Origin of the sequence: Taylorella asinigenitalis ATCC 700933, from assembly GCF_000687755.1 — a bacterium.
In the GTDB taxonomy this organism is placed as follows: domain Bacteria; phylum Pseudomonadota; class Gammaproteobacteria; order Burkholderiales; family Burkholderiaceae_B; genus Taylorella; species Taylorella asinigenitalis.
Genome location: NZ_JHXN01000005.1, coordinates 15,931 through 41,537, shown reverse-complemented (window position 1 = coordinate 41,537; position 25,607 = coordinate 15,931). Strand labels below are relative to the sequence as shown.

General features: G+C 39.5%; 18 protein-coding genes. 13 read left to right on the top strand and 5 right to left on the bottom strand.

The features are described 5' to 3' along the window. Window positions 1-32 precede the first annotated feature (32 nt). The 7 genes from fmt to T432_RS0104050 all read left to right on the top strand — a co-directional run bounded on the left by fmt (window position 33) and on the right by T432_RS0104050 (window position 8,937). Window positions 33-995, top strand: coding sequence for a methionyl-tRNA formyltransferase (gene fmt, locus T432_RS0104080; protein ID WP_028884290.1), 963 nt, complete (start codon window positions 33-35; stop codon window positions 993-995). Continuing rightward, on the top strand, window positions 988-2,280 hold the full coding sequence (gene rsmB / locus T432_RS0104075; protein ID WP_028884289.1) for a 16S rRNA (cytosine(967)-C(5))-methyltransferase RsmB: 1,293 nt from the start codon (window positions 988-990) through the stop codon (window positions 2,278-2,280). Before fmt ends, rsmB begins: the two co-directional genes overlap by 8 nt. Continuing rightward, window positions 2,258-2,959 carry a DUF4390 domain-containing protein gene (locus tag T432_RS0104070; RefSeq protein WP_248646274.1) on the top strand — a complete coding sequence of 234 codons (702 nt, stop codon included), beginning with the start codon at window positions 2,258-2,260 and terminating at the stop codon, window positions 2,957-2,959. The genes rsmB and T432_RS0104070 overlap by 23 nt, the downstream gene beginning before the upstream one ends. Beyond that, the gene (locus T432_RS0104065) at window positions 2,932-5,253 is read left to right on the top strand and encodes an ATP-binding protein (RefSeq protein WP_044971113.1); all 2,322 of its coding nucleotides are present in this window, start codon (window positions 2,932-2,934) and stop codon (window positions 5,251-5,253) included. Before T432_RS0104070 ends, T432_RS0104065 begins: the two co-directional genes overlap by 28 nt. Window positions 5,254-5,330: 77 nt before the next feature. Further along, window positions 5,331-6,071, top strand: a complete 741-nt coding sequence (locus T432_RS0104060) for a response regulator (RefSeq protein ID WP_014110765.1) — start codon at window positions 5,331-5,333, stop codon at window positions 6,069-6,071. Window positions 6,072-6,079: 8 nt separating this feature from the next. Beyond that, window positions 6,080-7,456: a Trk system potassium transporter TrkA gene (gene trkA / locus T432_RS0104055; protein WP_014110766.1), complete on the top strand. Its 1,377-nt coding sequence runs from the start codon at window positions 6,080-6,082 to the stop codon at window positions 7,454-7,456. A gap of 8 nt (window positions 7,457-7,464) precedes the next feature. Beyond that, window positions 7,465-8,937: a TrkH family potassium uptake protein gene (locus tag T432_RS0104050; RefSeq protein ID WP_028884286.1), complete on the top strand. Its 1,473-nt coding sequence runs from the start codon at window positions 7,465-7,467 to the stop codon at window positions 8,935-8,937. A 3-nt stretch (window positions 8,938-8,940) separates the two neighbouring features. Here the strand turns inward: T432_RS0104050 and T432_RS0104045 are convergent, their stop codons facing one another. Both T432_RS0104045 and T432_RS0104040 read right to left on the bottom strand, forming a co-directional pair. Next, window positions 8,941-9,411 (bottom strand): tRNA (cytidine(34)-2'-O)-methyltransferase, encoded by a 471-nt coding sequence (locus tag T432_RS0104045; RefSeq protein ID WP_014110768.1) that lies wholly within the window; start codon window positions 9,409-9,411, stop codon window positions 8,941-8,943. A gap of 2 nt (window positions 9,412-9,413) precedes the next feature. Next, window positions 9,414-10,115, bottom strand: coding sequence for a ComF family protein (locus tag T432_RS0104040; protein WP_028884285.1), 702 nt, complete (start codon window positions 10,113-10,115; stop codon window positions 9,414-9,416). Window positions 10,116-10,162: 47 nt separating this feature from the next. Here T432_RS0104040 and T432_RS0104035 point away from each other — a divergent pair, with 47 nt between their 5' ends. Then, window positions 10,163-11,080, top strand: coding sequence for a methyltransferase domain-containing protein (locus T432_RS0104035; protein WP_028884284.1), 918 nt, complete (start codon window positions 10,163-10,165; stop codon window positions 11,078-11,080). Here the strand turns inward: T432_RS0104035 and tssG are convergent. Next, window positions 11,034-12,317 (bottom strand): type VI secretion system baseplate subunit TssG, encoded by a 1,284-nt coding sequence (gene tssG / locus T432_RS07940; RefSeq protein ID WP_044971111.1) that lies wholly within the window; start codon window positions 12,315-12,317, stop codon window positions 11,034-11,036. The genes T432_RS0104035 and tssG overlap by 47 nt on opposite strands. 149 nt (window positions 12,318-12,466) lie before the next feature. Between tssG and T432_RS0104025 the strand changes: the two genes are divergently transcribed. Beyond that, window positions 12,467-15,313 (top strand): type VI secretion system ATPase TssH, encoded by a 2,847-nt coding sequence (locus T432_RS0104025; protein WP_028884283.1) that lies wholly within the window; start codon window positions 12,467-12,469, stop codon window positions 15,311-15,313. 49 nt (window positions 15,314-15,362) lie between these two features. On the opposite strand, the gene T432_RS0104020 is transcribed toward T432_RS0104025, so the two are convergent. After that, window positions 15,363-17,927: a hypothetical protein gene (locus tag T432_RS0104020; RefSeq protein WP_028884282.1), complete on the bottom strand. Its 2,565-nt coding sequence runs from the start codon at window positions 17,925-17,927 to the stop codon at window positions 15,363-15,365. Window positions 17,928-18,041: 114 nt separating this feature from the next. After that, entirely contained in the window at window positions 18,042-18,518 is a 477-nt protein-coding gene (locus tag T432_RS0104015) for a TssQ family T6SS-associated lipoprotein (RefSeq protein WP_028884281.1), read from the bottom strand. A 231-nt stretch (window positions 18,519-18,749) separates the two neighbouring features. On the opposite strand from T432_RS0104015, the gene tssJ reads away from it, so the two are divergent. From tssJ to tssM, 4 genes are read left to right on the top strand one after another with little or no spacing between them, the layout of a single operon-like run. Continuing rightward, window positions 18,750-19,259 (top strand): type VI secretion system lipoprotein TssJ, encoded by a 510-nt coding sequence (gene tssJ, locus T432_RS0104010; RefSeq protein WP_014110775.1) that lies wholly within the window; start codon window positions 18,750-18,752, stop codon window positions 19,257-19,259. Window positions 19,260-19,271: 12 nt separating this feature from the next. Further along, window positions 19,272-20,621 (top strand): type VI secretion system baseplate subunit TssK, encoded by a 1,350-nt coding sequence (tssK, locus tag T432_RS0104005; protein ID WP_028884280.1) that lies wholly within the window; start codon window positions 19,272-19,274, stop codon window positions 20,619-20,621. 10 nt (window positions 20,622-20,631) lie between these two features. Beyond that, a complete protein-coding gene (locus tag T432_RS0104000) occupies window positions 20,632-21,969 on the top strand; it encodes a DotU family type VI secretion system protein (RefSeq protein ID WP_014110777.1) in 1,338 nt (445 codons plus the stop codon). 11 nt (window positions 21,970-21,980) lie between these two features. Continuing rightward, entirely contained in the window at window positions 21,981-25,607 is a 3,627-nt protein-coding gene (gene tssM, locus T432_RS0103995; RefSeq protein WP_028884279.1) for a type VI secretion system membrane subunit TssM, read from the top strand.

The following is a 25,607-nucleotide window of genomic DNA, read 5'->3' as shown; positions in this document are numbered from 1 at the left end:
AGTGACTTGTATTTTTATCTCTAAAAATCTCTATGAAAATTGTATTTGCGGGAACTCCTGATTTTGCAAGAATAGCCTATGAAGCCATTATTGATGCTGGCTATGAAATTCCTCTTGTTATGACTCAACCCGATCGCCCAGCTGGTCGAGGTATGAAATTGCAGGCTAGTCCCGTAAAAGTTTCCGCCCTGGAACATGGTGCAAAAGTTATCCAACCAGTATCTTTAAGATTAACGCAAGGTAAGCTTGGTCCAGATGCTGTTATCGAAGCAGAAAATGCTAAAGCAGAATTAGAGGCACTTAGTCCCGATATCATAGTTGTCGCAGCTTATGGGCTGATATTGCCACAGTGGGTTTTAGATTTACCAAAGTTTGGGTGCATTAATATACATGCTAGTTTATTGCCACGGTGGCGTGGAGCGGCTCCTATTCAGCGTTCTATTGAAGCGGGGGATGAGCAAACTGGTATATCGATTATGAAGATGGATGCTGGTTTAGACACTGGAGATGTATTGTTGATGAAATCAATCCCTATCGATGGAATGAATGCTTCTGAATTGCATGATAAGTTGGCGGAACTCGGAGGCATTGCCATAGTAGAGGCTTTGGCTGATATTAAAGAACTTTTAGATGGTGCTCAAAAGCAAGAAGAAGACGGCGTTACATATGCAGAGAAGATTCAAAAATCTGAGGCTCAGTTAGACTGGAATATGGGCACTGTGCAATTAGAGAGAAAAATTAGGGCATTCAATCCATTCCCTGGGGTTACCTTGACATTGCCAAATATAGATGGGGTTGTGAAGGTGTGGAAAGCTGATTTTACAAATTCAAAAAGACCTAGCGATGCGGTACCTGGACAAATTCTTAGGGTTGGTTCTGATGGGATTGATGTGGCTACGGCTGATGGTGTTATTCGCTTACTGGAACTTCAGAAACCTGGAGGAAAAAAGCAGGACGTGGCATCTTTTATAAATGGATGGCATTGGAATGAGTGATAGCAATGCTAGAAAGCAGATTGCATTATCGAGGCTGCTTATAGAAAGTGCTCGCTTGATTCGTGATGTGATGGAAGGCCATTCTACAAGCGAATTACTTCCAAAGGTCAATCCTAAAGTTCGTTCGGGTGTTCATGCAATCAGTTTTTATGCTTTGCGTCACTATGGGAGAGCCAGAGGCATTGCCACCCAACTATTAGCGAAAAAGGCACCAAATGCACTTTTTGAGAGTTTGCTATGTATAAGTGTGAGTCTGCTATTTGCTGAGAATTTGGAGGAGGCAGACGAAGCTCCAATTTATAAGGAATTTGTAATTCTTAATGAGGCTGTGCGGGCTTGCTCTAAAATGCCTAAGACTAGTGCTTACAAGGGTTTGCTAAATGCATGTCTAAGAAATTTTTTAAGAAATAAAGATGCTTTGCAGGCAAAATTAAGCGAGTTTGAGATTCATTCATATCCAAAGTGGTGGTATGAAAAAATCCACGATTCACATCCTGAGAAATATGAGTCAATTTTAAGGAGCGATAAGATTTCGCCACCGCTCACACTTAGGGTTAATGAAAGAAAAACAGCTCAAACAGAGTATCAGGCGATGCTTGAAGACATTGGGGTGGAGAGCGAAGTTATAGGTGATGCAGGGCTGAGAGTGGCTGGAGTCGGGGACATTGCCACCCTTCCAGGATATAGTGAAGGTCTCTTTTCTGTGCAGGATTTAGGGGCTCAATATGCGGCATTTCAATTACCTCTGCAAAATGGGAATTATGTTCTAGACGCATGTGCTGCACCAGGCGGGAAGACGGCACATTTGCTTGAGAGATTTGATTTGGAATTGCTTGCACTTGATATTGATAGTGATAGATTAGCAAAAGTGCAGGAGAATCTTTCGAGGCTTGATTTAATGAGACCCAATGTGCGTTTGCAAAAGGCTGATGCGAGTGTGTCTGATTGGTGGGATGGACGGATGTTTGATGCGATATTGGCAGATGTGCCATGTACGGGTTCGGGAGTTGTTCGTAGGCATCCTGATATAAAGTGGTTAAGAAAATCAGAAGATATAAGCAAAACTGTGCAATTACAACGTAAAATCATAATTAACTTGTGGAAAATGTTGAAATCGGGCGGTCATTTGCTTTATGTGACTTGCTCTGTATTTCAAGAAGAGGGTGAGTTGCAAGCGGCGTATTTCACTTCTATACTTGATGGAGCTGAGAGATTGCCTGCGTTAGGGCATTTATTGCCACCCGAACAGGATGGATTTTTTTATGCACTATTTAAGAAAAATTAATTTTTCTAGGTCTATTAGTTGCTTCGCTTTATTTGTATTGATTGCGATTAGCGGCTTTGGACTCAATCGTGCATTCGCTCAAACAACTCTCAATCAATCATCTGGCACTTCTGAAGTCAAGGGATCGATTATTAACGAAACGCCTGCTACAACCGATTCCGCAGGAAATAATACTTCCGAAGATACTGAATCAAGTGCGGAATTTACCGAAATTAAGCCTGTAAAAATCGACGGCTATAGTCTATCGCTTAGTACGAAAATTGATTTAAAACTCGATAATGAACTTAAGCAGGCATTAAGCAAAGGGCTGCCACTTTACTTTACGCTTGATGCACGCATATATCAAAAAAGAAGATATTGGCTCGATAAGATAGTCTCCGAACAATCCCTTACTTGGATGATTCACTATAACGTGCTTTTGCGAGAGTGGAGAATTGAGCGCGGCCAGTATTATGCAAAAGGCTTCTCCTTGGAGGATGCGTTAAGTCTTATTACTACAAACGATGAATGGCTTATCTTGCTTAATGAACCCATGAATCCTGCAAAAACATATTATGGTGAAGTACGTCTTAGACTCGATACTTCATTGCTTTCAAGACCATTCCAAATTAGTGCATTTAGCGATACTAGTGCATGGTCATTTTCGTCATCATGGAAAAAATTCGAAATTCATCACTAAATAAGACTAAGAAATTCTTGCGCTATTTGCTGCGAGCTAGTTTATTGCTTGCAGTAGTTCTCAGTGCAGTGATGCTTTTCTTATTAATTCAGTCCACTGGCAATGAATCCCGTTTCGAGAACCGATTCGATATTCTTATGCTGTTTAATGCAACTCTCGCAATTGCTTTATTCGTGTGGTTGGTATCCTTATTAATAGGCATTATTAAACAGGTTAAGAAGAAAAGATTTGGGGCAAGACTAACTTCTAAACTTATATTTTTCTTTGCCCTAATTGCCATCGTTCCAGGTGTCATTGTTTATTTCTTATCAACTCAGTATGTCTCAAGATATATTGAGTCCTGGTTTAACAATAAGGTTGATTCAGCATTATCATCTGGTGTTTATTTAGGTCAGTCATCTTTAGATGCGATGATTATTGATCAGTTAAGTAATGCCCGTGCTCTTTCTAACCGTCTTTACAATGTGCCTGAAGAGCAGCTATCGAGTTCTTTAAACTCATTGCGTGAAAATTATTCGAGTTTCGATTTACTTGTTTTCTCTGCAGGCGGTAATCGAGTAATAGCTTTTTCTAGCTCTACTTTTGGTTCACTTTTACCAAAAATGCCTCCGAGCAATGTTTTAAATCAACTTAGAATAACTAGGCAGTATGCCTCTCCTGAGGAAACAGTTGTAGAAGATGAGTCAGGTGTGAAATCCACTCAATATATTTTGCGCATAATTGTCCCAATTTTCTATGCAGAAAATCGTTTTGATGGAAATATATCTAATCTGCGTGAACCAAATTGGTTGCAGTTAACACGTGTAGTTCCAGCTAATATGTCTGAAAATTTGAAGGCTGTACAAACTGGATATCAAAACTATCAAGAGCTTAACCTTTCTCGTCAGGGAATTTTGAAACTGTTTTCAATCACGATGATCATGGCTCTTTTGCTTACAACTTTTGCTTCACTAGCGATTGTGTTGTGGTTGGCTAGAAGATTGGTAGACCCACTTTTAACTCTAGCTGAAGGTACTCAAGCTGTTGCTGCAGGTGACTATCGTTCGATCCCAGAGACAAATCAAAGTGATGAACTTGGGCAATTGAGTAGGTCATTTAATCTTATGGTTGCTCAGTTGACAGAGGCTAGGTCTCAGGTTGATAGACATCGTAAAAGCATCGAGCAGTCAAACGACTTTTTGGAGGGTGTGCTAGCAGGATTAACAAATGGTGTAATCGTGTTGGACTCTGATTTTAGGATTACTCGTGTGAATAAAGGTGCTCAAAATATTTTGCATGAAGATTTAGATTTAATGATTGGTCAACCTATGCAAGATAATCTGAGTGAATTTGGTCGATTAGTTAAGTCCGCATTCGTATCTCATGCGGCAGTAGGTTCTTTGAGATCTTATTGGCAAGAACAAATTGAGTTGGATATTAACGACGATAAAGAAGATAAAAAAATCACTCTTTTACTTCGCGGTACTAAGTTGATGACCCCCAATGGTATGAATTATCTACTTGTATTTGACGATATTAGTGAAGTTATTTCTCTAAACCGTTCTGTGGCTTGGGGTGAAGTTGCTAGAAGACTTGCACACGAAATAAAAAATCCGCTTACTCCCATTTCTCTTTCAGCTGAGAGAATTAAATTCAAACTGATTGATAAACTTGATGAGGATGATGCGAAATTTTTGGATAGATTAACTACTACTATTGTCAATCAAGTTGTGTCATTAAAAACTATGGTTGACGATTTTCGTGAATATGCACGTACACCTCCAGCACAATTTGAAAAGGTAAATGTTGAGGATTTATTAGTGGATATTGCTCATTTATATGGGTGGTCAGCTGAAGGGTATTTATCGGATATTGATAATCCTGAGATAGGTGCAGTCGATATTTCAAGACAAATTAAACTTGAAATCGAACCTAACTTGCCATTGGTTCTAGCAGATGCAACGCAGCTTAGACAAGTGTTCAATAATCTATTATCCAATTCTCGGGATGCGATGGAGAATATGGAATTAAGTGGTACAGAACCAGGAGTCAGTATTAAAGCTTGCAGTGTTCAACTTGAAGACGGTGAGATTGGAGTAAAAGTTGAATTCCTTGATAGAGGTCCTGGATTCCCTGCACAAATTCTTCAAAAAGCTTTTGAACCATATGTAACTACTAAAGCACATGGCACTGGATTAGGTCTGGCGATTGTTCGTAAAATAGTAGATGAGCATCAAGGTAAGATTGATATCGTGAACCGTCCTGAAGGCGGGGCTAAGATTTCAATACTACTAACCAGAATTGTCAAAAATTAATTTCACCTTGTTATAATCTTTTCGAATATTAAGAGTCTATTTATACTTAAAAATATTTATCTAATGAGCAAGTAATTATGGCCAAAATCCTAGTTGTCGACGACGAGATCGGTATTCGCGAGCTACTACAAGAAATCCTTTATGAACAAGGTCACAGTGTAGATTTAGCCTCTAATGTTGCGGAAGCCCGAGAAGCTCGTTTAAAAGAACGTCCTGATTTAGTGCTACTTGATATTTGGATGCCTGATGCAGACGGAGTGAGTTTGCTCAAAGAGTGGAGTTCTCAGGGACTTCTTGATATGCCAGTTATTATGATGAGTGGTCATGCAACTTTAGATACAGCTATTGAAGCTACTCGTATTGGTGCGGCTGATTTTTTAGAAAAACCTATCACACTAAATAAACTGATGACTACAGTTCGTCAAGTTCTTCAAAGACCAATTATTAGACCTGGTTCAGTTCCAGTTCGCAGAATGCAGTATGAGACTATTCCTCCTCAGGCTCAAGTCCATCAGCAAGCAACGCCTTATCATCCAGATGTTATTCAATCTGTGACTACAGCTCAGATGAATCACTCACAAATGCTTTCAACGCAAGCAGAAGATCCTACTAAGACAGGATATTTAGGACCATTGTCATTGAATAAACCTTTGCGAACAGTTAGAGATGAATTCGAGAGAATTTACTTTGAGTATCATCTAGAGCAAGAAAATCATAGTATGACTAGGGTTTCGGAACGCACTGGTTTGGAGCGTACGCACCTGTACAGAAAACTACGTCAGCTTGGCGTTGATTCTCGTAAGAATCGTAATAGCTAGATTTTTTCATGAAAATTTTAATAGTCGGTGCAGGCCGCGTCGGATCGAGCGTAGCACAGAATCTCGTATCCGAAAATAACGACATAACTGTTATAGACACAGATGCTAAACAATTAAGTTATCTTCAAGAAAGATACGATTTAAGAAGCGTTTTAGGTGATGCATCAATTCCTGAAGTCCTAGAAAAAGCTAATATCACTGATACAGATTTAGTCGTGGCTTGTGCGGCTTCGGACCCAGTGAACCTTGTTGTATGTAAGCTTGCACGCGATATGTTTAATGTACCTCGGTGCATATCAAGAATTAGGGCTCCATACTACGATACTCATCGTGATGTGTTACGAGACCATTTTGGTATTGACACCATCATTAGCCCAGAAGCCAGTGTGACTCAGTTTCTCAAGGGATTGGTAGTATTTCCTGATGCGCTGCAAGTAGTAAATTTTGCACAAGATGACGTAAGCATTGCCATCATAAAATTAGGAAAAAGAAGCTCACTACTTGATTATCAAATCGATAAAAATCATTTGAATTTACCAAATGGTCAGGGACGAATTCTCGAACTTATTCGCGATGGAGAGTCGCTTCCATTGGACCGATTATTTACTCTTAAAGCGGGTGATGAGCTTGCAGTTGCAGTGGATACTTCAGAATCAAGTACCATTATCAATACATTATCAAGAGATAGAAAATTTTCTCAATCTGTGATGATTGCAGGAGGTGGGAAAATTGGCTCTCGATTGGCTGAATCATTAGCTCTTCTTGGATTCAATGTTCGTGTTATCGAAAAAAATAGACAACGATGTGAGGAGTTGGCGGCGTCATTGCCAGAAGAGATTTTAGTTCTTAACGGAAATGCGACGGACGAGGCCTTGCTCGTATCTGAAAACATAAGCGAGATGGGTACATGGATTGCGATTACTGACGATGACGAGGAAAATATTATGTCATCTCTTCTCGCAAAACGTTTGGGTGCTCAAAAAGTTATCGCAATTATTACGCGTCAGATGTACGGAGAATTGATGGAGGGCAGTATGATTGATGTCGCTGTATCTCCTTCAGAGGCTATTATCGGGGCTCTTATGCACGAGGTGCGATTGGGTGCCATTGTTCGCGGCCATAGATTGCGTCGCGGTGAGGCAGAGGCAATCGAATTTAAGGTCATGGGCTCGAAAGAAACCTCATCGATTATCGGAAAACGTATGGATCAAATTCATATACCGAACTCAGTTAAGGTCGCTGCAATTATTCGAGAAGGTGAAGTCATAATCCCCAAAAATGACACAACGATCGAGTCAGGGGATCATGCGATTATTTATTCGAATAATCGGAAAGCAATGAAGCGAATCGAGAAAATATTCCAAGCTCCGCTTCTTTATGTTTAGGTCTTTAAGTGAAACGATTTTTATATATATCTCACGCACTTGGACTTACGATAATTTGTTGGTCTTTGACATTTATCATTCCTTATTTAGCATCTCTATATTTTGAAGATGGGTGGGATCGAAATTTCCTTTACGCCCTTCTAATATCCCTTGCTCTAGGGGGTGTGCTATTTGGTATAGGGTACCCATTTAAGCGTGAATTGCAGCTGCGAGACGGTTTGCTATTGGTGGTGCTGGTGTGGTTTGCATTTCCAGCTATAGGTACATTGCCATTTTTGATGCCGTTTCATGCGGAATCTGAATTTTCCCTAGATTTTACTAGGGCTTATTTTGAAATTGTCTCAGCTATCACCACAACTGGAGGCACTGTTATAAGTGATGTAGGATCACTTCCTAAATCCATTAATCTGTGGCGGCATACCATTATGTGGTTTGGTGGTATGGGAATTCTCCTTTTAGCCGTAGCTATTCTCCCGCTTTTAGGTGTAAGTGGCCATCAGGTTATGCGTACTGAGGCCTCAGGGCCTATGAAGGAAGAAAAGCTAACTCCTCGCATCGCAGGTACAGCAAAAGTTTTATACGCAATCTATATAACGGCCTCAATGATTTGCTTTTTGCTTTATCGATTAAGTGGGTTGTCATGGTTTGATGCCTGGTGCCATGCAGGCTCAACCATGAGCTTAGGTGGATTTTCAACTCATACTGGTGGATTTGCTGAGATGGATAATCCTTATGCAGAGGCCGTTGCGTGTGTATTTATGTTATTTGCTGGCATTAACTTTGCTACGCATTATTCTGCAATTAGAACTCGAAATTTCAAAGCTTATGTGAATTGTCCTGAAGCGATTCCATTTCTTGTAGTGACTCTTTTTAGTGCCGTGGTTATTAGTATATTTTTATATTTAGCTGCGTTTTATTTAGATATTGGTACTACTATAAGAAAAGGTTTTTTTAATACGATTTCTTTAGCTACAACTACTGGCTATGCAAACGCCGATTATTCATTGTGGCCCTTGGGTCTATCCCTATGGATGCTCGTCTTAGGCACCTTTGCCTCATCTGCAGGTTCAACTGGCGGCGGTATGAAGATGATCCGTATGGTCATTTTTATAAAGCAATTTAAAAATGAAATCAGAAAAATTTTGCATCCTCACGGCGTGTTTCCAATCAGTATTCGAGGAAATAAAATTTCTAATCAAATCGTAATTTCGATTCTGCTCTTTTTTATTATTTATGGAATTTTGCTAGTCCTTTGCTCATCTTTGTTAGTAATAAGTGGATTAGACTTTAATACAGCATTTTCCTCATCCATAGCTACCTTAAGTAATATCGGTCCTGCACTAGGTCAATCTGGCCCAATGGGTGATTACAGTGGATTTTCAAGTTTCGGTATATGGGTGAGTTCAATAGCTATGCTTGTGGGCAGGCTTGATATTTTTACTGTGATTCTCTTGACATCGCCTCATTTCTGGAAAAAATAGTTACTACACACTATTTTTAAATCCTAATTGTCTCCATGCTTCGTAAACGGTTACAGATACCGCATTTGCTATATTTAAACTTCTTGAATTAGCTTGCATTGGAATTCGCACTGCTTGTTCTAAACCAATTAGGTCCCATTCACGCTCCTTAAGACCTGCACTTTCTCGGCCAAAAATAAAAATATCACATTCGCGGAATTCTATATCGGTTAAATATTTTTTTCCTTTGGTGGAAATGGCAAAGCGTCTATCCTCTTTAACTCCAATCGCCTCAAATGCATCTTCAAGGGTGTCATGAATCTTTATATTTGCGTATTCGTGATAATCCAAACCTGCACGTTTGAGATGCTTATCGTCTAAATGAAATAGAAAAGGTCGGATAATGTGTAGGTTGCAACCAGTATTTGCACATAATCGGATAATATTGCCAACATTTGCTGGCATTTCAGGAGAAACTAAAACAATATTAAACATAATTAAAATAAACCTGGAATAGCGGCCCTTGCGATAACAACAGCCTGAACATTTTCAACACCCGCAGCTAGCAATGCTCGGGAAGCTGCATGAATGGTACTGCCAGTAGTGAGCACATCATCTACAATAATTGCTTTTTTAAACTTAGCTCTATAGGCACAAAAATATTGTTGACTGCTAGATGCAAAGCGTTGTGCTTGGTCCAAGGCCTTTAAAACTTTGTTATCGTGATATCGGCAACGCATAATCGAAGCATCAATTTTACATAAATACTTTTTGCGAAGTGCTTGTGCAAATAGAGTCGCAGGATTATATCCGCGTTTACGAAGAGAGGGATTGCGGCTTGGGATAGGAATAAACACTGTATCTAAATCAGGTTTGAAATTAGGATTCATCTCAAAAAATAAACGAGCAAAATAATCCGCTAAATAATTTTCGCCATTATTTTTGAATCTTAAAATTAAGCTTTCATTTGGTGGAAAATAGTCAAAAATCGTCCATATAGCCTCAATATCTACATAATAATCTGAGCAGTTTGGACAATCCCCTTCCTGTGGCAATGCCAACAAACAATGCTCGCATCTATATGGATGGTTCCGCATACTGTAGACAATATCATCCTTACACCCTCTGCAAAAACTCTTGTATTTTGAGGGTTCTCCGCACATAGGACAAACCGATGGTATCAATGAAAATAAGTTCATAACGAACTGTATAATTAATTTTTTCTTACTTCAATGCGAGGATAAAATTGTCCACCCCATCAAATGACCCATCGATCATAAATATTGATAGAGTGATTAAGCAGTTTGATAGGAGGTCCAATTCAAAGGATGCATTGTTCTTATACGACGAAGTATTCTCACGTATGTTTGAGAAATTCGACTACATTAAATCAGATCCTAAAACAATAATAGATTTAGGCTGTGCAGACGGTAGGCACTATATAAACTTTCGCCAAAGATTTAAGAATGCACAGTATATTGGAGTAGATGCATCCCCTAAACGCATCGCTCGTTGCCACGAATTTTTAAGCTCCCACCCATCACAGAAAAAGCGTTTGTTTGGGCCGAAACCTGTAAGTGTAGAGTGCATGCTTGCCGATATGGCATTCACTGGATTAATGCCAGAGAGTGCTGATCTTATATTTTCGAATCTCGCTTTGCATTGCCATCCAAATCCGATGGCTGTTTTTTATGAGTGCAGGCGGCTTTTGCGAGTGGATGGCTTGCTTTTGTTTTCTGTTTTTGGGCCGTCCACATTCAAGCAACTTAGAGATGCTATTAAGCTAGCAGGTCTAAAAAATGTACGCACGCATCCATTTATTGATATGCATGATTACGGCGATATGCTTATGGAATGCGGATTTGCAGACCCCGTGATGGATCAAGAGATACTGACTTTGACCTACAAAAGTAGCAAAAAATTATTAGATGATATCTATGCTTTTGGTGGCAATGCATGTGCATTGCCACAATCTGAAATTGCAACAAAATCGGGATATCTCAAATTGTGTGAGGCACTAGAACAGGCAAGGAATGCTGCGGGTCAAATTGAGCTCACAATCGAAATCGCATATGGCCATGCGTGGAAATTAGCTAGCTACAAAAAGGGGCAAGAGACTAGGGTTTCGCTTGAGAGTCTTCGTTCTTCTCTGATTCGGAAGTAGAGTCGCCATTGCCTTTGGAGTCGGGGTCAGAGGCGGATTTGGATTTGGATTCGCCTTTGTCTTTGTTTTCGGATTTGTCTTCGGAGCCGGATTCGTTCTTAGGCTTAGACTCAGACTTAGGATTTGAAGCACCTAGCCCTACACCTATCCCTTCGCCCTCGCCCTCATCCTCGGAATCAGACTGAAAAAGCGTGCTAATAATTGCATCCTGATGTCGCTTGTTTCTGTCACGGGCTTCATAATCGATAAACAGCTCATCAAAGTCATCAGTTTTTCGCTCATTTTTACCCGAAAAGCTTGAAAGTCCAAGCAGTGCATTTTTACCTAAGCGGGTCTGACCACGGTATTTATCAAGCAATATCAGTTGCACATCCCAAGCTAATTCATATCCAATGTAAAGCCTAACCCATTCTATAAGTTGCTTAGCGTTTTTAGTGCCTGGAAAAAAAGATTCAAATTTTTTGCGATCAATTGGCCCAATTTGAATGCGAAACTTATGCTGCACATCTTTTACTTGAGCACCGATAATACAATTTTCCCCCAACGCAACTGAACCATTCAAAGTTGAACGTTCACTTTTATCAATAAAGATCCATTGAGGGATATATTCCTTAATTCGAACAGGCACATCAAAATAGCGACGTAGAATTTGTATAAGCCCCTCTGGATTGCGAGTCTGTCTAAGTAAATGGCCCGCAAAATATAGCTTCGCACTATCAGGAATCGAGTCATTAAGGATGGCTTTACGGTTTCCTAAACCAATAAAACTACCGACATATTTTTTGAAAGGCGAATTCGGTAGGTCCATGCCTACAGTGTTTTGAGCATCAGCCCAAGCTCTATAAAAAAGAGTGATTAAGCGATGATGGAAAATATCCGAGAATGCAGATAATGTCTTATCGCGATGATGGTAAATCCGCTCTTTTGCGTATTCTGTAAGATGAAGCGGGAGAGGACCGTTTGGACCCCATAAACCAAAGCCTAAAATCGAAATGGTAGGAGGTCGGCCGTTGTCGTGAATATCCACTCGAGTCAAATTCGAAGGTGCAAATATCATCGACGGTTCCTGCCTCATGCGGAACGGCTCATGTGTAGGAGAAATATTTCTGCCGATTGGTTTGCGCAGCTGCAATTTCGCATCTAAATAGCGCATGACTTGGTAAAAGCTGTGATCATAAGGATACTCAGCTAAATTTAACCAATAGTCAGGTGGAAGTTTTGATACTCTCTTATTCATACTCTTGCTCGATAATTGGGCAATGATATCAGACTTTTGCTACAGTTTTTCGTCACACTCATATGCCAATTGTTACATTGTAATAAAACAATAAAGTTCGCATGTTAAATTTTCTTGAAATTTTTTCTCTAGTTCTATTTTAATTTCCTATGTCAGATATCAATCGTACCGACCTCTTCGGCAAGCTAAACACCTTGTTATATCGCTCGCTCGAAGGAGCTACTTCTTTTTGTAAACTCCGTGGCAATGCTTTTGTTGAGCTCGTCCACTGGCTTCATCAAATACTCCATGAGCATGACAGCGATTTACAGAAAATCATTCGTCATTTCGATTTAAGAGTCGAAACCGTAGAACGCGATGTCGTTGCCTCCCTAGATGAATTGCCTCGCGGAGCTAGCTCTGTTTCAGATCTCTCAGAGCATATCGATAGTGCAACTGAGCGTGCTTGGGTTTACGGTTCTCTTAAATATGGTGATGCACGTATTCGAAGCGGTTATTTGATTTTAGGTATTCTTAAAACAAATTCTTTGCGCTCTGTTCTTTATGGCATTAGTGCGGAATTCAAAAAAATAACTCCTGATGTTCTTGCAGAAAAACTTATCGATATCGTTAAAAATTCTGCTGAAGAGAAAGACTCAGTAGGTCTTGGTCAAGCTTCTTCAGGAGCACCAGCTTCGGCTTCACCTCAAAATAGCGGAAAATCCGCACTTGCTCAGTATGCAGTTGATTTAACAGCTAAAGCACGCAATAAAGAGATCGATCCAGTGTCTGGTCGTGATGAAGAGATTCGTCAAATTGTCGATATTCTTATGAGACGTCGCCAAAATAACCCGCTCTTAACTGGTGAAGCAGGTGTAGGTAAAACAGCTGTTGTTGAGGGGTTTGCTCTTCGCTTGGCTAAAGGTGATGTTCCTGAAACTTTACGTGATGTAACTTTATATTTGCTTGATATTGGCTTATTGCAAGCTGGTGCAAGTATGAAAGGTGAATTTGAATCACGATTAAGATCAGTTATTGATGAGGTTCAATCAAGCGAAAAACCGATTGTTCTATTTATAGATGAAATTCACACATTAGTGGGAGCAGGCGGTGCTCAAGGAACTGGAGATGCAGCAAACTTGCTAAAACCTGCTCTTGCACGTGGTCAATTAAGAACTATCGGTGCAACTACTTGGGCTGAATATAAAAAATATATCGAAAAAGACCCTGCATTAACTCGTCGTTTCCAAACAGTTCAGGTTCATGAGCCATCTGAAGAGAAAGCACTTATCATGCTTCGTGGTATTTCTGAGCCATTAGAAAATCACCATAAAGTACTACTTTTGGATGAAGCTATTGAGGCGGCTGTAAGACTATCACATAGATATATTCCAGCAAGACAATTGCCAGATAAAGCAATTGCCCTACTTGATACTGCATGTGCACGCGTAGCAGTTAGTCAATATGCTGAACCAGCGGCTCTAGAAGATACAAGACGTACGATTGAGTATTTATCAACTGAACGTGAAATTGCACTACGTGAACAAAAATTAGGTCACGATAAGGCCGAACGTTTAGAAGAAATCGATAAAGAGCTAGATGTTCTTGAAGAGCGTCAAAAAGAACTTGATGCAATATGGACTGAAGAAAAAGAATTGATTAAGAAAATTTTTGATCTTCGTAAAATTATTCAAGAAAACACTGACTTATCTCGCAAAAAAGCTAAAAGCATTCCAACAGAACCTGCTACTAAGCCTGAATCATCTGAAGATACAGCTAAGACTCAAGGTGCTGAAAATGCTGAGCCTTCGGACGAGGCTAAAGATAAATCTGATGAAGCTAATCAGCAAACAGAGCAAACTGAAACACAAGCTTCAGAAGCACCAAGAGGTAAAAAACTATCAGAAAAAGAACTTGATGAAGTACGTAAAGAACTTCGTGACGTACAACATCAACTTTTAGAAAAACAAGGCGAATATCCACTTATATTCCCATCAGTAGATGCAAATGCTGTTGCTTCTGTTGTTGCTGATTGGACAGGTATTCCTGTAGGCCGTATGGTTAAAAACGAAGCTAATTCTATCCTTACATTAGCCGATACACTTGAAAAACGCGTAATTGGCCAACGTCATGGTCTTGAGGCTATCGTTAAACGCATTCAAACATCTCGTGCCAAACTTACTGACCCTAATAAACCTGTTGGTGTATTCCTACTAACAGGTCCTTCTGGTGTAGGTAAAACTGAAACAGCTCTTGCACTTGCTGAATCTTTATATGGTGGCGAGCAAAACCTAATCATTATCAATATGTCAGAGTTCCAAGAAGCACATACAGTTTCAACTCTTAAAGGTGCTCCTCCAGGATATGTTGGTTATGGTGAGGGTGGTGTACTTACTGAAGCTGTACGTCGACGCCCTTACAGTGTTGTGCTTTTAGATGAAGTAGAGAAAGCCCATCCAGATGTTCATGAAATTTTCTTCCAAGTATTCGATAAAGGATTCATGGAAGACGGAGAAGGTCGTTATATCGACTTCAAAAATACAGTTATTATCCTAACCTCAAATGTTGGTACAGATAAAATTATGGATCTTTGCAAAGACCCTGATTTAATGCCTGATGTAGAGGGTTTAAATAACGCTTTGCGTGAGCCTTTGCTTAAAACATTCCCTGCAGCATTGTTAGGACGTTTAGTGGTCGTTCCATATTTCCCACTTTCAGATGAAATGTTAGGAAATATCGTTAAATTACAACTGCGTCGTATCGAGAAACGCCTTAAAGAAAATCACAATATTGATTTCAAGGTTACCGAGGATGCTATTAAGCAAATCGTTGCCCGTTGCACTCAAGTGGAATCGGGTGGTCGTATGGTGGATGCAATCTTAACTAATACAGTATTGCCAAACGTATCACACAAAATTCTTGAAGGAACAACTCAAGGCAAAACAATCACAACTCTTTCACTAGATGCGAAAGATGGTGAGTTTGTATATGACTACACAGAAGTTCCAAACAAATAATTCAGGGAATTTTGTTTAAAAAAAACCGGTGTTTAAAGCACCGGTTTTTTTATTCCTTATTTAAACTATCTAAAAGAGCGAACAACTCTTCATCCTCGGAAATTGTAGGTTTCGCAGGGTTCTGCGATTCGTTAAGTGTGGACGGAGTGTCGTTTGAGAAAATATGATGCGTATATTGCTCCGTGCCATCAGAACGAACTTCACGCAATGGATCAAGCTCCATTTCAATAACTGATGAAGCCGAAATCCCTTCCATAGGGTCATGGGATTTATTATCCCCTTGCGTATGATAGGCAAAAGGGTGTTGCGTGTCATCATATTGATACTGTTGAGAATCCTCTTCATCTCTAAACAAATCGTTTAGATATCTACTATCAACTTGTTGCTGGCCCATATGCCCAAGATTTGGAGCACCACCGCCCATCCTAGGGTCATAATTTTGATCAGGCATAATCCCAGTCCTACCAGAACCACCTTGCTGTTGATAATATCCACCTTGTTGCGAATAATTTTGGTTCTGCCCATAAGCCCCCATACCCTGATTCGCCCTATTTTGATTTTGAGCTGGCTGCTTGAACATACTAAACGGATCGTCGCTTGTATCGCCGTCATCAAATAAATCATCAAGGCTCAAATCATCAAGCGATAGACTGTCCAAATTTCTAGATGCCGAATCAAAATCCTTCATTAATTCCTTAGGATCGATTTTCGCAGGTTCAGGAATTGGCTGTCCCGTATTTAGAATCATATTTTGCGGTTGTTGCCCTTGAGCCATTGCAAAATTTGGGTCCATATATGTTTGATCTACTACAGGTGGTGGCATTTCAGCTTGCACTGGTGCTTGTGGCACTTGATTTTGTGGCAATGCCGCCGTCTCCACCCCACTCGGTATCAAATCATCCAATCCCAATGGATCATCCGCATTCATCTCAGCCGCAACGACAGGTTCATTGATTTCTAATGGCTGAGCTTGCGGAGTTATAGGGGATTCTACAGTCGGTGCAACTTGAGTAGCTGCAACAGCACTTATATCAGTTTCAGGCGGCATACCCGTAGAAACAACAGAATCCGTAGATTGCACTTGAGTTTCTGGCAACGCTTGTGCCTCCTGCACAGCATCAACTATCTCGACTTGATTTACAGGTTCTGCAGTTTCCTCACCTTTATCTGAAGCCGCCTCTATTGGTGCGTTTGGCTCAGGTGCTTGAACACTAACCTCTGGATTAGGAACTTCAACTCCTTCAGCAGGAATCAAACTCGTTTCTTCAACAGGGCTTGTAATAGGGGCACCTTGTTCCACTTGTGCAAGCACAGGAGGAGATTGTTCTACGTTTATATTTATGGGTTCTGGAGACTGGACCACAGGCTGAACTGGAACTTGTACAAATTCTTGAGGAGCTTGCACAGGTGTCTCATAAGCTTGAGCTTGAGCAACAAATTCCTGTTGTTGATAAGGATAAATAGGCACTTGTGGAGCACCGAATGATTGATTTTGGTACTGAGGTGCTTGAGGAGTTTGAGTGTTTAATTTAACTTGAGGAGGAACACCTGGTTTAGCCCCCATTGGCAATACTGTAGGTCCCGACTCTCTTCCTGAAGATATCCTTTCTCTTCTTCTGTTGCTTCCTCTAGATGATGCATCCATGCCTACTTGTCCTGCACGGGCTCCCATAGGTAATACAGTAGGGCCACTCATTCCAGAAGGTGCTCTTTCGCGCCTTCTACCACCAGATGATCTACCAGTTTCTTGAGTACCAGGCAACCCTCCTTGAAACTGTGGATTATTTGTATCTCCCAACCCTCCATAAGGAGACATCTGTGGTCTTAGCTGATTAGGAATATTCTGGTTAAATTGGTTAGGATTTATATTTTGTCCAGGCCCAGGGTAATTTTGCTGTTGAGGAAAACTCGGTTGCGGATATCTACCCTGTGTATTTTGACCTCTACCCATGGATGGCATCCCAGATGGCATATTTGGATAGGGCATACCTTGATTATTGGGATTAAATTGATGTTGAGGGTAGGGATTATTTACTTGAGATTGGCCAAACATAGGATTATTTTGACCATAGCCCATATTATTTGGTGATTGCTGTGGAAATGTTCCAGGATAGTAAGCACCACCCATGCCGCCCATCTGATTTTGATTCATAGGAGGGGTTTGTCTCGGATGAGGAATTCCTGTCCCACCCATAGGCATAACGGTTGAACCTCCAGGACCTTGAGTAACTCTTTCTCTTCTGCGGTAATGACTATCCTGTTTTAAGTGAGGATTAGATGCAGGATAGGCAGTTTGAGGCTCATTAAAATTTCTAATGTTTGACTCAGAACAAACACAGTTGTATTCAGCGATTTGAATTTGATCACCGCCATGAAGCGAAACTTCCTGCCCTTTTACAACAGGAAGAAAATTTACTTCAATTTCTAAATCACCAATATTTTTTAGAGTAATTCCTTTTGGCATTACTCTAATGGCTACTTGTACAAGAGCAATAGAGCCAGTATCATCTTGCAAAACCACTGCATTATGTGGAGCCGTGCCTAAAGTGACACCTGGTGGAACTATATCAACTTCGGCGTAATTGTTACCCTGAAAGTTAATAGATAGTTTCATAGCCAAAATATAACCTCACTAATAAATTGAAAATCCTCATATGTGACTAAGTATTTCCTAGTAACAGATGAGGATAATTGATTAATGTTAAAGAATTATTTTTTGTTTCTAGAATTATTTTAATTTAATTTCTTTGCCGGTTTTTGGATCAACAACACGCAAGCTGCCTTTAGGTTTTCCATCTGGTGTTGTGGCAATGTTTGCGTTTGCTTTCTCTTTAGCGAAAACAGGACCCCATGAAGGATGTCCAGCTTCTGCTGGCTCAAGTTCAAACTTAGGATCAATCTCTAAAATTCTGTCAAATGTCTTAGTACAATCTCTAACTTTTTTAGATACACACTGAGAGAATGCTAAAAGTTTCATAGATTGAGTACGGAATGGTACACCACCAGTTTGATACTCAGGTTTTTTAGTAACATCTTCAATGATGGCGTCATAAGAGCCTGCCGTGAATTTTTTTCTTAGATCATCAAGAAGAACTTGTTCAGAATCACTGTAAGGTGAAGGTGGTTCTTTAGGTTCGTTTGAAGCACATGCTGCCAATACTGTAGTTAAAAGAAGGCAATTCAAAAAGTATATATTTTTTTTCATATTTGACCCTAAAAGTTATTACCGTAACGATAATATAACAATCCTTGTTAATAATAATCAGTCATACATGGATTAATTAATCTTGCAAAACTGAGTAAATCTAGCATTAAATCAATGACTTACCCATCGATAAATGCATAAAATGATATTTTATATCGTTTTGTTTACCGTTATTTTACGTCAAGTTTTGTTACATGTTATTTTCAAAAATACAACATTTAGGAGTTTACGATGAAAAATTTGTTACGGATATTCTTAGTTTCTTTATTTGCCACTTTTGTTGTGGCATGTGCATCTACAGAGAAAAAACTAGCTGTGCCTTATGTTGTTGAATTATCTGCTGCAACTGATTCTAATCCTAGCAACGGAAGACCATCTCCTATCAAAATCGCTGTATACGAACTATCTAGTTCAGATGCATTTAATCAAGCCGACTTTTTTACTCTTCAACAAGATTATAGAAAAGTTTTAGGAGATCAAGTTTTAGGTGTTAAATCTGAAATTCTTTCTCCAGGTCAAACTAAAGAACTTAAATTTTCTGGAAATTTAAATAGTAAACATATTGGTGTGATTGGCTATTACAAAGATTTCAACTCAGCAAAATGGAAATTATTAGTTGATCTACCAGAAGCTAAAACTACAAATATTTATAAAGTATGGCAGCGTTCTCCAAAAAGTGCTCGCATTAGAATCGAAGCGGGTGCAAAAGAATTACGTGTATTGCCACCTGTAAAAAAATAATAGGCTTAACACATGAGCATAAGTAATAAAGTTATTTGGTCTGAGGGCATGTTTCTGCGCCCTCAGCATTTTCAACAACAAGATAGATACCTAGACTCTAAGCAAAGAGTTCTTCTTGAAGCTTCCCCAACCTACTATTGGGGCTTTTATCAATTAGAGATTGATCAAAATGCACTTAAAGAAAACAAGTTAGCTATTACTAAAGCTGCAGGTATTTTTAAAGACGGAACTCCATTCTCTTTAAACGGAAATGATGTTCCGATGCTTCCATTAGATTCTTTTGCACGTGAAGAGATGATTTATTTGGTTCTTCCATCTAAAGAGGCTTCTCGTCAAGAAGTTTCATATGAAGAAGGAAGTGATTTGCTCGCTAGATTTAGTGTTGTTGAAACTACTTTAAGTGACGTATCTGATATTACTTTAGGTGAGGCACCAGTTCAAATTGGTAAGCCTCAGTTTAAATTTATGCCTGATTCAGAAATTGACGGAAATTGGGTAAAACTTCCTGTAGTGCATTTTAAAGGTAAAAATAAACTTAATATTGTTGAAGTTGATACTGGGTTTATCCAACCTACTATAAATTGTGCTTTCGTAAATAATCCAATTACCGATCATTTATCAAGAGTTGTGGATTTATTAAACTTAAGATCTACAGAACTTTCAAAACGGTTTAACCCTAATAATAGAACTTCAGCTAGTACAACTTATGAGACTATTATTTTAGGTATTGTAAATAGAAACTTAATACTATTTAAACATTTTTATACTCTTGAATATCTGCATCCTGAAGTATTTTTTAGATATTTATCTATGCTTGTGGCTGAGCTTGCTATGTTCCACCCAGATAGCATCTCTATCAATAAAATTCCTTCATATGACCATGATGCTTTAAAAGTGCCACTAGAAAATTTGATGAGCCAAATCGGCGATGCACTTAATATCGTATTCGAAGATGCTTACGTTACTATCCCACTCGAAGACAAAGGTCATGGACTTAGTGTCGGGAAAGTTCCAGATAAAAATCTATTCGCAAAATCACAATTTGTACTTGCGGTCAAAGCAGATTTGCCAGGGGAGTCTGTACGCAAAACATTCCCTCAACAGGCGAAATTGGGGCCTACAAACCGTATGCGAGATCTTGTACATTTACAACTACCTGGCATTACGCTTGAGCATATGGATCAAGTTCCGGCAGCATTGCCATATCATGCAGGATATATCTACTTTAATTTAGTTAAAGAAGGCGATATGTGGAATCAATTTGAAAAATCATCAACACTAGCCCTTCATCTAGCAGGAGATTATCCAGGCCTTGATATGCAATTCTGGGCCGTAAAAAACACTGATAAACGTAATTCTTAGTGAGTAATTAATGTCTTCTAGAGATTATGTTGATTCAAAGATGGGGCCGTGGGGTCAAATCCACCAGCAACGTTATGATGAATCAAACAAAATAAGACCCGATAATTTTGTAATTAGCGGTTCTAATCCACTTGTAGCAGCGGCTAATCCGCTGCTCACCCTATTGCCACAAATCCGCTTCTCTCAACATCACGATAACGTTGATATGTTGCGTGAGTTGCTCGTTGAGGAGGTTCGTCAATTTGAGGTTCGAGCTCAAGAAAAGGGTATTAGTAAAGAAACAATTCTTGGAGCTAGATATTGTCTATGTACAGCCATAGACGAGGCTTGTGCAATGGCTCCTTGGGGGCAGCAAGGCTTATGGTCTGGTAAAAGTTTGCTTGTCACCTACCATAATGAAACATGGGGTGGAGAAAAATTCTTCCAGCTTTTAAGAAAACTCTCTCAGAACCCAGAAAATCATATTGATCTTCTTGAACTTATGTATTTTTGTTTGATGTTAGGTTTTGAGGGGCGTTTCAGAGTTATTGAAAATGGCCGCTCTCAACTAGAGACCTTAAAACAAAGGCTTCTTCTTATTATTAAAAAAGTAAGGGGTTCATATCCAATTACTCTCTCTCCTAATTGGAAGGGTGACGAGATTATCAATAAGATTAAACGTTTACCAATTCCATTGTGGGTGGTTGCTATTTTTGGGTTTGCACTTGCAGTATTATCGTACATTTTATTCTCTTGGTTGCTTGGCGGAAAATCAGATGAAGTTGCCTACGATATCGTTAAAATTAAACCACCAGCTATGCAAATTGCGGTTCCAGTTAGGGTTGTTCGTCAAGAAGCACCGAAGCGTTTAGCTCAGTTCCTAGAAGCTGAAATCCGCGAGAATTTAATGACTGTACGAGATGAATCAGACAGAAGTGTAGTTGAATTACGCGGTGACGAATTATTTGAATCTGGTTCAGCAGAAATTAAGAAAAAATTTGAAACTGTCGTTAACCGACTTGGTGATGCTTTAGACGAGACGGAAGGAAATATTCTGATTACAGGTCACACGGATAATAGACCTATCAAGACAATTAGATTCCCATCAAACTGGGACTTATCACAAGCTAGGGCAGACGCAGTTGCTAAAATTATTGAGTCTCGTTTGACACAGAAAAATCGTATAAGAGCTGAAGGTAAGGCTGACACTATGCCAGTTAAACCGAATGATACAGCCGAAAATAGGGCTAGAAATCGTCGTGTTGAAATTACATTGTTAATTCCAGCGCAGACTAAGAAAGCTCGTCCAACAACCCCTTATATAGTCCCAACACCTGATGGTACTAAGACTATTAATCCTGATCAGTAAAAAGGGATAGTATGTTCAGCCTTATTAATTTATTTATAACTAGAGTTTTCAGCTTTCTATTCAGTAGAGCATTATGGTCATTCCTAGGGCTGGTTATTCTTTCTGCGTTAATCTGGTTTTTGGGACCAGCTTTACGCGTAGGAGAGTTTGCACCGTTAGAGTCCCGAGATGTGAGGATGTACTTAATCATTGCCATCTTTGCGTTGTATTTTCTTAGATTATTATGGAGAAAATATCGTGAGGGGCGTTTGAATGCAAAACTTTTGGGACAGCTCAAAAGCAATAAGCCTAAAGATACCGAAAAACTTACCGAAAAAGAACGCGAAGAAGTACGTGTTTTATCTGAACGGTTTAACGAAGCAATTGCATTACTAAAACAATCACGATTTGAAAAAGGGAAGGACAAATCGTTTTCAGCTAGATTTTCTAAGCAATATTTATATCAATTGCCTTGGTATGTTTTTATTGGAGCACCAGGTTCAGGGAAAACTACTGCATTAGTAAATTCAGGTTTAAATTTCCCATTGGCTGAAAAATTCGGTCGTATGGCGCTCAAAGGTGTGGGTGGTACGAGAAACTGTGATTGGTGGTTTACTGATGAAGCGGTTCTACTTGATACTGCTGGAAGATACACAACTCAGGATAGTAATGCTGCTACTGATGAAGACGAGTGGAAGGGATTCTTAAAACTTCTTACTAAGTACAGAGCTAGGCAGCCTATCAATGGCGTTATGCTTACTGTCAGTGTGTATGATTTGCTTGCATCAACTCAAGAAGAGCGTGCAAAACATGCTGTAGCCCTTAAAAAACGGTTGCAGGAACTAAGAGATGAATTGGGGACAGAGTTCCCTGTTTATATTTTGGTTACTAAGATGGACCAATTACACGGGTTTGAAGATTATTTCGATAATTTAAGTGTAGAAGAACATCAACAAGTTTGGGGATTTACATTTCCATACGAAGAGTCTCAAAAGGATGGTTTCGATTTTTATGAAGAATACGAGAAAGAATTCCAGGTTCTTCAAGAGCGTTTATTTGATGGGCTTCCAGACCTATTAATGAAAAATCGAAATCTTGAAAGTAGTTCCTTGGCGTATTTATTGCCACAGCAATTTGCAAACTTAAGAATTGTTTTAGGTACTTTCTTAACGGATGTATTTTCTTTTAGTCGCCTTGAATCGAAAATTGTCCCTCGTGGCGTTTATTTCACAAGTGGAACGCAAGGGGGCGTAAGTTTCGATAAGGTTAGTGAAGAACTTAAAGACTACCTTCAAATCGATGGTATTTCTCAACATAATAAAGCACCGATGTTAGAAGGCGGAAAGAGCTACTTCTTAACTGATCTACTTCAAAATTTAATTTTCAAGGAATCAGGTCTTGCGGGCGTAAACCTTAAATGGGAAAAACGCTATCGCCAGATGCAGTGGATTGGTTATGGCTTAGTTGGGTTACTACTTTTAGGTGCGTTAACTCTTTGGTTTAATAGCTATCGAAATAACTCACGATATCTTGATTTTGTAGAAGAGAAGCTGCCTGTTGTTCAAAATCATAGTAACAATATTAAGATCTCTGAAAGCGGCGATGTGTTTAGCATATTGCCATATTTGAGTCTTGTGAAAAAACTTCCTAACGGAGAGAATTTCTTAGTTGATGATGCTCCGTTCTCATATGGTTTTGGTCTATATCAAGGCGGAAAAGTTAAGTCTGCTTCTCGCTCTATATACGACGATGCTATTCATCAAGTATTTGCTCCACAAATTGCAAAACGCATAGAGAAACGATTAGCAACCATGAGCGATGCAAATATCGTTATTTATTATGAGGCGTTGCGTGCATATTTAATGATGTATGAACCTGAACATTACGATAAAGATTACTTTACTCAATGGGTTCTTCATGATGTTGTAGCTGATAAATCGGCTCAATTTAATAATGAGCAATTCCAGCTTTTAAGAGAACATATGGATTACCTCTTTGGTCAGGGTGCATTTGTATCACCATTTCCACTTAATGAAGAGTTAGTTCAAGAAGCACGAAATCGTATCGATTCACATGATTTGGCTCAACGTGCGTATCTTCGTGCTCGTGAAATCCTAAAACAAGATCCTAAAAACGATGTAACTTTGATGACTCTTGCGGGTAATCAAGCATCCACAGTATTTAGACGCAAAAGCGGTGATGCTTTAAATCGTGGCGTTAATAGAATTTTCTCATACGAAGGGTATTGGAATATTTTTAATAAAAATATTGAAAAAATATCCATCCAATTAAGAGAAGATGACGAGTGGGTATTGGGTATAGATAACACCACATTTGCCGATGGTAGTGCAAACAAACTTCTTAATGAGGTTAAAAAACTCTATTTTGTTGATTACATTCGTGAGTGGGATGCGTTTTTGGCTGATATCGAAGTTATTCCTCCTAAAAATTTAAGTCATGCAATTGAATTGTCCCGTAGTATGTCTTCTACCAACTCGCCTCTGACTAAATTCGTTAAAGGAGTAGCGGGTGATACAACCCTTTTACGTGAGGACGTTAATTTTCAGAGAACTCTTGTAGATAGAGCTACTGAAAGTGCTTCAAGTATGGCTTCTTCATTGACATCTTTGATGGGTCCACTTGATACTGGTGATCTCATTAAAGGGAAAGAGGAACCTACCAAATTAGAGTCTATGGTGGATAATCACTTTATTGGTTATCACGAATTGGCTGTCAGTGCGGGAAATAACACACCTGCACCGATTGAGGGGACGATTGACCTAATCGAAGAGTTATATAACTTCTTGACGGCGTCAGAAACAGCTTTGCGGACTAAGGTAACATTGCCATCGCAAGAAGTAATTTCAAAACTTCAAGCAGAGTCTGGACGTCTACCACCAGTTGTGGGCAGTATGCTTACATCAATCACAACAGAAGCTTCTAAAGCTATTAACTCTGGAGCTCAAGCGAATATCGGTGCGGATATTAATGCACAGATTGGTATGTCTTGCAGAAACTCTATCACTAACAGATATCCATTTAGGTCAACCACTCGCGATGTTGCACCTAATGATTTTGCAAGATTTTTTGCACCAAATGGCTTAATGGATCAATTCTTTAATAAGAATTTAATCAATATGGTGGATATGTCTAAGCGTCCATGGCGATTTAAACCAGGGGTGGATGGCTCGAAAGGGAACATTGCCAAATACTTATCTTCTTTTGAGAAAGCTGCTGTAATTCGTGATGTTTATTTCGCAGGCGGCAAACCTGAACCTTCGTTTAAAGTTTCAATACGTCCTGTAGAGATGGATGCAAACATTACGCAAATGGTACTTAATATTGATGGTCAGACATTGACTTATGAGCATGGTCCTCAAGTAGGCAAATCTTTTGATTGGCCTGGTCAGGGAAGCAATCAAGTTTCAATTACTTTAAGCCCTCATGATGGAACTTCATCTCTTACAACTAACGGGCCGTGGGCTCTTAATCGACTGATAGATAATGCGAAGATTTCGCGTGGTCGTTCCCCTGAGGTTATTTTTGCTACATTCAACATAGGTGGTAGATCTGTGAAATTAGAAATCACTGCTAACTCCGCAAAAAGCCCATTTAGATTGGGCGAGATGCGAAGCTTTGTTTGCCCAGGAGTGAACTAG

Coding starts and splice junctions, on each gene's coding strand:
- fmt (WP_028884290.1), top strand. CDS start 33: ATGAAAATTGTATTTGCGGGAACTCCTGATTTTGCAAGAATAGCCTAT.
- rsmB (WP_028884289.1), top strand. CDS start 988: ATGAGTGATAGCAATGCTAGAAAGCAGATTGCATTATCGAGGCTGCTT.
- T432_RS0104070 (WP_248646274.1), top strand. CDS start 2,258: ATGCACTATTTAAGAAAAATTAATTTTTCTAGGTCTATTAGTTGCTTC.
- T432_RS0104065 (WP_044971113.1), top strand. CDS start 2,932: ATGGAAAAAATTCGAAATTCATCACTAAATAAGACTAAGAAATTCTTG.
- T432_RS0104060 (WP_014110765.1), top strand. CDS start 5,331: ATGGCCAAAATCCTAGTTGTCGACGACGAGATCGGTATTCGCGAGCTA.
- trkA (WP_014110766.1), top strand. CDS start 6,080: ATGAAAATTTTAATAGTCGGTGCAGGCCGCGTCGGATCGAGCGTAGCA.
- T432_RS0104045 (WP_014110768.1), bottom strand. CDS start 9,411: ATGTTTAATATTGTTTTAGTTTCTCCTGAAATGCCAGCAAATGTTGGC.
- T432_RS0104040 (WP_028884285.1), bottom strand. CDS start 10,115: ATGAACTTATTTTCATTGATACCATCGGTTTGTCCTATGTGCGGAGAA.
- tssG (WP_044971111.1), bottom strand. CDS start 12,317: ATGAATAAGAGAGTATCAAAACTTCCACCTGACTATTGGTTAAATTTA.
- T432_RS0104025 (WP_028884283.1), top strand. CDS start 12,467: ATGTCAGATATCAATCGTACCGACCTCTTCGGCAAGCTAAACACCTTG.
- T432_RS0104020 (WP_028884282.1), bottom strand. CDS start 17,927: ATGAAACTATCTATTAACTTTCAGGGTAACAATTACGCCGAAGTTGAT.
- T432_RS0104015 (WP_028884281.1), bottom strand. CDS start 18,518: ATGAAAAAAAATATATACTTTTTGAATTGCCTTCTTTTAACTACAGTA.
- tssJ (WP_014110775.1), top strand. CDS start 18,750: ATGAAAAATTTGTTACGGATATTCTTAGTTTCTTTATTTGCCACTTTT.
- tssK (WP_028884280.1), top strand. CDS start 19,272: ATGAGCATAAGTAATAAAGTTATTTGGTCTGAGGGCATGTTTCTGCGC.
- T432_RS0104000 (WP_014110777.1), top strand. CDS start 20,632: ATGTCTTCTAGAGATTATGTTGATTCAAAGATGGGGCCGTGGGGTCAA.
- tssM (WP_028884279.1), top strand. CDS start 21,981: ATGTTCAGCCTTATTAATTTATTTATAACTAGAGTTTTCAGCTTTCTA.